A 6,574-nucleotide genomic window follows, 5' to 3' on the forward strand; every position below is an offset into this window, starting at 1 on the left:
GAAAGGCGGATGTTCTGAAACGTACGGGCCATTCCCTGACGGCAGATATCATAGGGCTTCCGGCCCTTGATGCTGTGTCCGTCAAAAATGACATCTCCGCCCTGCGGCGTGTAGAACCCGCTGAGTACGTTGAAGGCCGTTGTTTTTCCCGCACCGTTCGGCCCAATGATGCCTGTGATGCTTCCCTTGGGCAGGGCCAGCGAAAGTTCGTTCACGGCAGTGACGCCGCCAAAGCGCATGGTCACGTCCCTGGCGAGAAGCAAGGCACCTTCATAATGCGGGGGGCGGGGCAGAATAAACTCGCTCATGCCTTGTGCCTCCTCAGGAATGCGCCGATCCGCTTCCAGGTCAGTTCTCGCGTACCCATGATGCCTTCGCGCCGGTACAGGATGATGGCCAGCAAGACCATAGAAAACACCACCATGCGCATGCCGGGAATACCCGGCAACTCGAACAGGCCAAAGATGTCCATGGGTTCTTCAATCGCCCGCAGCCACTCCAGCAGGATGGTGATGACCGTAGCTCCAAGCAGGCTGCCCGTCAGAGAACCAAGCCCGCCGGCCACGACAAACATGAGCACGTTGAAGGTCAACAAAAAGTTGAACATCTTGGGGTCAATGGTGGAAAGGTGGCTGCCAAGCAAGGCCCCCCCCACACCGGCAAAAAACGCACCGATGCAGAAAGAAAGCACCTTGTTCCAGAACACGTTGATGCCCATGACTCTGGCTGCAATCTCGTTATCACGTATACAGCGCAGCACGTTGCCGTAATTGCTGAATACAAGCCGCGCGAGCACAATGAGGGTAAAGAGTACCCATATGTAACAGGCCAGCAGCGTGGCGTGCCCCGGTATGCCCTTGATGCCCAAAGAGCCGTTGGTTATGGGCGTGGCGTTGACGATGAGCACCCGGATGATTTCAGCAAAACCAAGCGTAGCTATACCCAGGTAGTCATCCCCGAGGCGCAGAACGGGAACAGCTATAAAAAAGGCGAATATGGTGGCTACAACGCCCCCGGCCAGCACAGAGACCCAGAACGGCGTGAACAGTTCGGAAAAAGGCCACATGATGGGTTCAAGAATCCACATCATTTCTTTCTGTTCCAACGGCAGAATGCACAGGGCCGAAACGTAAGCGCCCACGGCGATAAAGCCCGCATGCCCCAAAGAAAAAAGACCTGTGAACCCATAAATGAGGTTAAGTGAAAGGGCCAGAATGGCGTTGATGAAGATGAGCTTGGCAATATAAATCTGGTAATCGCCCAGAAAGGCTTCAGCCTGCCAGACAGCGCAGCCCAGCAGAACCATGACCAGTATGCTCAAAAGCGTGCTGCTGTTCAGGCGCATTAGATTTTCTCCTCCATGCGTTCACCCAGAAGGCCCGTGGGCTTGTAGAAAAGCACAAGCACAAGCAACACAAAGGCGAAAGCGTCACGGTATCCCGAAAGCTCAGGCATGAAGGCCACAGTCATGATTTCCACAAAGCCCAAAGCCACTCCGCCGATAACCGCGCCCTGGATGGAGCCGATCCCCCCGAACACGGCGGCAATAAAGGCCTTGAGCCCCGGCATGATCCCCATATACGGATGCACCTGGGGATAGCGCAAGGCCCACATAATGCCCGAAGCCGCGGCCAGAGCCGAGCCGATGCAGAAGGTCAGGGCAATGATGTTGTCCACCCGCACACCGAGAAGGCGTGTGGTTTCGATATCCTTGGATATGGCGCGCATGGCCAGTCCCGGCTTGGTGCGGTAAACCACGTACAGCAGAAAACCCACAAGAACTATGGTCATCAAAGGCACAAAAGCTGTGAGCGGTAAAATGCGCAGGCTGCCTATCTGCCACTCGGCAACAAGCCATTCAGGCTGGAGCACCGGGCGCGGCTGACCTGTAAAGACAACGACAGCCAGACTTTCTATAAAAAATGAAACGGCAATGGCACTGATAAGCGCCGAAATACGCGGCGCATCGCGCAAGGGCCGGTATGCGACCCTTTCAATGAAAACCCCGAGCAGACTTGCGCCCGCCACCGAAACCACGGCGGCCACACCCCAGGGCCAGCCAAAGGCGAACGTGCCGAAAAAAACAAAGTAGGCGCCAACCATCAGGATGTCGCCATGCGCAAAGTTGATCAGGCGCAATATGCCGTAGACCATTGTATAGCCAATGGCGATAAGCGCGTAGAGCGATCCCAAGGTAAGGGCGTTAAAGCAGTGCTGCAAAAACATGTCAAGGCTCATGTGGCCACCTCGGCAGCCGTACTGGATCGCGACGAAAGAAAGGCCACAACGGGCCTTTCCGCGCGGACGGCGGCAAAAAAAGAGAAAAATCGCCCCGCAGCCACAGCGGCTGCGGGGCAGGGAAAAGGCAACTTATTTGGGCGTCACTTCGCCCACGTACACGCGCTTGCCATCCTTGTATTCAATGATGCCCACGGGCATTTCAGCATCGTGGGATTCGTTGATGGACAGCACACCAAGAGCCGTAGACAGGTCCTTGGTTTCGCCCAGAGCCTTGGCAATGGCCTGGGGCTCGGCGGAATTGGCGCGCTTGATGGCGTCAATGATGATGAAGTAGCTATTGTACCCAAGAGCGCCGTTGACGTTGGTTTCCTTGTTGGGATAGGTGGCCTTCCAGGCGTCGGTAAACCGCTGTGCGGCTTCGCTCATATTGGTCATAGCCGGATCATAGGGAAAGGTGGTGTGCAGGAAGCCTTCAGCAGCCTTGCCGCCGAGCTTGAGGGTGTCGGGGTTATCCATGGCGTCCGCGCCCATAAGGCGGAACTTGGCACCCAGTTCACGGGCCTGCTTCATGATGATGGCGCCTTCAGCAAAGTAGGCGGGCATGAAAACAATGTCGGGCTGTTTGGAAATCAGTTCGGTGAGCTGGGCCGTGAAGTCCTGGTCGCCGGAGCTGTACTTGAGGGTGCTGACCACTTCTCCGCCCTGTTTCTTGAACGAGCGGGAAAAGAAACTGGCCAGGCCAACAGCGTAGTCATTGGTCATGTCCATAAGCACGGCGGCCTTTTTGAAGCCCAGATTCTCACGGGCATAGGTGGCCGCGGCAGCACCCTGATAGGGATCAATGAAGCAGGCGCGGAAGTAATACTTCTTGCCCTGGGTCACGAGGGGGTTGGTGCAGGAGGTGCCGATGCCAGGAACCGTGGCCTTTTCGGCCACTTCTGCGCCGGACATGGCCAAAGAAGAACCGTAGGAGCCGATGAGCGCCACAACCTTGTCACGTTCCACAAGGCGTTTTACGGCGTTGGCAGCCTCGACCTTGTCGGATTTGTTGTCCACAACCACCAGATCAACAGGGCGGCCGAGAACGGTAGGAATTTCCTTATGGGCCAGACGCACACCTTCAAGCTCAAGCTGCCCGCCAAAGGCATTCTGCCCGGTTAAGGGAAGGTATACGCCTATTTTGATAGGAGCGGCATCAGCGGCCAGAGCCTGTCCGGCAAAGCCGAAGGTGAGCGCCAGCCCGGCCAGCGCCGCAAAAAGTTTGCCCAGTTTCATCCTTTCCCTCCAGTTTTTTGTTTTCACAAGGCCCCGCCACAAGGACGTGGCCATCAGGCCTGCACTATAAACAACTTGAGCATAGCCTGCAATTCAGAAAAACCATGAGCCTGCAATTCAGAAAAACCATGAGCCCGCAAAATCAGGTAAACAGATTAAGGTATCGCGCAAAGATCCGAATATCAGGCCGCGAAAACCGGTCCCACTCTCCAGTGAGCGAAAGGTGGGGAACAATGGCCCGCACAACAGGCAGATCAAGATCCGCACGGCTTATATCAACATAAAGAGGGCTTTTGCCGTGATCGGCCAATACGGCCTCCAGCAGACGGCAATTGTCGGCGGGTGACGGCAGGCTGTAGTCCGGCAGGTCTTCCAGCATACGCACGGGAAGCCCGGCCAGACCGGGGCCGGAAGGTTTTGGCCGAACGGTTTGGGAGGTGGAATAGGGCCAGGGGGTTTCCGTCAGGGCGGCAAGCGCTGCCCGCGGGCCGCTCAATCCCGCTCCCGTGGCCCGGGCAAGCACTCCATCACGGCCCATAACAAAACACTGGTATACGGGCAGCCCGAATTCCGTAGTAATGTCCTGAAACTGCACGTTGATGCCGCAGGCGGCGTAATCATCCAACAGGGATTGCAGACGCGCATCACGGCTTTTCAGGGTAAAACAACGGGAGCGGCTATAGGGCGTGGTGGCCTCGGCGTCACGTTCGAATATCTCCGTCAGCGCTGCCTGCCGGGCTTCTTCCAGCGTGTTGCCCGATGCAAGCCCAGTAGAGCCACCAGCCAGAAAAAGAGCCTGCTCATCAAGGTTACAGAACAAAAATACTGCCTGAGCCGGAACCAGCACCTCGCTCCCATCTGGCGTTGTGGCTGGCAGCCAGTGCAAAGGGGAATCCTCATATGGAACTTCCACCGGCAACATATTGGGATCCAGAGCTGCCCTGCCCCTGGCCTGCAATTCAGAAAAACGAGCTTTCACCAGCGGCATCGGCTGCTTGCGGTTAAGCACTTGCCCTGCTTCCTCCCGCCCGCCGTCACCATCGCATCCGCCACTGGATGCCCCGATACTGACATAAGCGCTGGCACGTTCCACAATCTCCATGGCGTAAGAGGCACGCGCCGCAGCAAGCGACAGTCCCCGGCCGTAAGCTGTGGCCTGGCCACGCAAACGGTGGCGCGCCGCGCCGCAGCACACCTCCATATCTACTTGCCATGCCCGCAACAGGGCTATGGGTGAAAGCGATGCTTCGTGACGCATCTCCGGGCCGGCAATAATGCCCGTCTCCATAAGGGCATCCAGGGCGCGCAAAAACGTCTCCTGGGCCGGAGGCCGCTGCCATGCAGAGCCAGCCGCCGCGGCAAGGCGCTCATGGTGCACGGCGATGGAGTCTGCCCCGGCTGCCATGCCCCGGGCGGCTTCCTCAATGTTTTCCTGACTGAAAAGCAAAGGAATGCCGGCTTCTTCCGGGTGCGGCAACGCATGATGCCCGCAAATATTGTTCCGGAACAGTTCGCTCCATGCTGCTGTAGACCCCATGTCGGAACGGCAAACCGCCCGCAGATACAATGCCGGGCTGGCATGCGCCAGGCGAGCCGCCGCATCGGCGGGAAAGCCCGCGCAGGCTTTTTCATGCTGCGGTACAAGAATGGTGCACTCCAGCAGCAGGGCAGCCAGAACAGGACGCACGAAAATACCTTTTTCCCCATCGTGGCACAGGGCTGCTAGCCCGGTCAGATAATCAGTGTTTTGCGCACTCAGATGACGGAGAAGATGCAGGTGAAGAAAATCATCCATTGGGGCGGTCTCAAGGCGCTCAAGGGCGGCCTCGAACCCCAGATCCTCAGGCGGCACACAGGAAAAATAGCCGGTGGTGGCCTGTGTCTGTTCGTGCGTGTACGCGTAATCAAGGACAGGCAGCCGGCCTGAAGACTGGCCGTCTCTGGTCATAGCGGTCATGGCAACTCTCTTTGGCATGTGAACATGCGGAACCCCGGCAGCCACAGATCATACAGTTTTACTGGGAAAAACCTGTATAAAAACACCGATGGCGCGGCGTGTAAAAAAAAGCGGGCCGCAAAGGCGACCCGCCGGAAAAACACGAAAGCCCTGACAGGCAGGGCTTTCGTAAAAGGCATTAACGCTTGGAGTACTGGTACCGGGCGCGTGCAGCGCGCAGGCCGTACTTTTTACGTTCTTTCTTGCGGGCGTCGCGGGTAAGGAAGCCGGCTTTCTTGAGCACAGGGCGCAGGGCCGGGTCTACCAACAGAAGGGCTCGGGAAATACCGTGGCGCACAGCTTCGGCCTGACCGGTCACACCACCGCCAGCCACGCTGACGCGCACGTCAAGCTTGTCAATCAGCTTGGCAAGTACCAGGGGCTGACGAATGATCATCTGCAAGGTCTTACGGGGAAAATAGTTCTCAAAAGAACGCCCGTTAACCGTGATGCCACCGGAACCGGCATATATGCGGGTACGCGCCGTGGCGGTCTTGCGGCGGCCGGTGCCGTATTCAAATTTCTCGCTCATGGCATTCTACTCCTTAATGCGGCAGCGTCAGCGGCTGGGGATTCTGGGCCGTGTGCGGATGTTCAGGCCCGGCGTAAATCTTAAGCTTCTTCAGCATGGCGCGGCCCAAGCGATTTTTGGGCAGCATACCCTTCACGGCGGCCATCAGGACGCGGGAAGGTTTGTCGGCCAGCACGTCGCCGAGAATGGTGGTCTTGAGACCGCCAACCCAGCCAGAGTGCCGGTAATATTTTTTGTCAGCCAGCTTGTTGCCGGTGACCTTGATCTTTTCGCAGTTAATTACCACGATAAAGTCCCCGTTATCCATATGCGGGGCAAATTCCGGCTTGTGCTTGCCGCGCAGGCGGTGGGCGATCTGGCTGGCCATACGGCCAAGCACCTGATCCTGAGCGTCAACCACGAACCACTGGCGGTTGATGTCTTTGGGGGTGGGGCTGAACGTCTTCATCGGAATGACTCCTCACATCTGCAAATAGCAGCAGCCGTAGAGGCCGCAAAAAAGTTCATTTCGCGATGCGCCGTCGAACGGG

At 57.5% G+C, this 6,574-nt stretch carries 7 protein-coding genes; all 7 read right to left on the reverse strand.

All coding sequences use genetic code 11. The features are described from left to right. Positions 1 to 308 (reverse strand): ATP-binding cassette domain-containing protein (locus QZ377_RS11400; protein WP_291441269.1); only part of this gene is annotated, 308 nt, incomplete at its 3' end. After that, positions 305 to 1,345 carry a branched-chain amino acid ABC transporter permease gene (locus tag QZ377_RS11405; RefSeq protein WP_291441265.1) on the reverse strand — a complete coding sequence of 347 codons (1,041 nt, stop codon included), beginning with the start codon at positions 1,343 to 1,345 and terminating at the stop codon, positions 305 to 307. The genes QZ377_RS11400 and QZ377_RS11405, both read right to left, overlap by 4 nt. Next, positions 1,345 to 2,238, reverse strand: coding sequence for a branched-chain amino acid ABC transporter permease (locus QZ377_RS11410; protein WP_012624698.1), 894 nt, complete (start codon positions 2,236 to 2,238; stop codon positions 1,345 to 1,347). Before QZ377_RS11410 ends, QZ377_RS11405 begins: the two co-directional genes overlap by 1 nt. A gap of 132 nt (positions 2,239 to 2,370) precedes the next feature. Then, positions 2,371 to 3,516 (reverse strand): ABC transporter substrate-binding protein, encoded by a 1,146-nt coding sequence (locus tag QZ377_RS11415; protein WP_291441266.1) that lies wholly within the window; start codon positions 3,514 to 3,516, stop codon positions 2,371 to 2,373. A gap of 142 nt (positions 3,517 to 3,658) precedes the next feature. Further along, entirely contained in the window at positions 3,659 to 5,473 is a 1,815-nt protein-coding gene (locus QZ377_RS11420; RefSeq protein WP_291441270.1) for a YcaO-like family protein, read from the reverse strand. Between the two features lie 178 nt (positions 5,474 to 5,651). Then, positions 5,652 to 6,044 (reverse strand): 30S ribosomal protein S9, encoded by a 393-nt coding sequence (gene rpsI, locus QZ377_RS11425; RefSeq protein ID WP_291441267.1) that lies wholly within the window; start codon positions 6,042 to 6,044, stop codon positions 5,652 to 5,654. A gap of 13 nt (positions 6,045 to 6,057) precedes the next feature. After that, entirely contained in the window at positions 6,058 to 6,492 is a 435-nt protein-coding gene (gene rplM / locus QZ377_RS11430; RefSeq protein WP_291441268.1) for a 50S ribosomal protein L13, read from the reverse strand. Positions 6,493 to 6,574: the final 82 nt, after the last annotated feature.

The sequence above is a fragment of the Desulfovibrio sp. genome, assembly GCF_019424165.1.
GTDB lineage: Bacteria > Desulfobacterota > Desulfovibrionia > Desulfovibrionales > Desulfovibrionaceae > Desulfovibrio.

What these genes read in the sequence shown, in the direction of transcription:
- QZ377_RS11410 (WP_012624698.1), bottom strand. Translation starts at nt 2,238, where the DNA reads ATGAGCCTTGACATGTTTTTGCAGCACTGCTTTAACGCCCTTACCTTG.
- rpsI (WP_291441267.1), bottom strand. Translation starts at nt 6,044, where the DNA reads ATGAGCGAGAAATTTGAATACGGCACCGGCCGCCGCAAGACCGCCACG.
- QZ377_RS11415 (WP_291441266.1), bottom strand. Translation starts at nt 3,516, where the DNA reads ATGAAACTGGGCAAACTTTTTGCGGCGCTGGCCGGGCTGGCGCTCACC.
- QZ377_RS11420 (WP_291441270.1), bottom strand. Translation starts at nt 5,473, where the DNA reads ATGACCGCTATGACCAGAGACGGCCAGTCTTCAGGCCGGCTGCCTGTC.
- rplM (WP_291441268.1), bottom strand. Translation starts at nt 6,492, where the DNA reads ATGAAGACGTTCAGCCCCACCCCCAAAGACATCAACCGCCAGTGGTTC.
- QZ377_RS11405 (WP_291441265.1), bottom strand. Translation starts at nt 1,345, where the DNA reads ATGCGCCTGAACAGCAGCACGCTTTTGAGCATACTGGTCATGGTTCTG.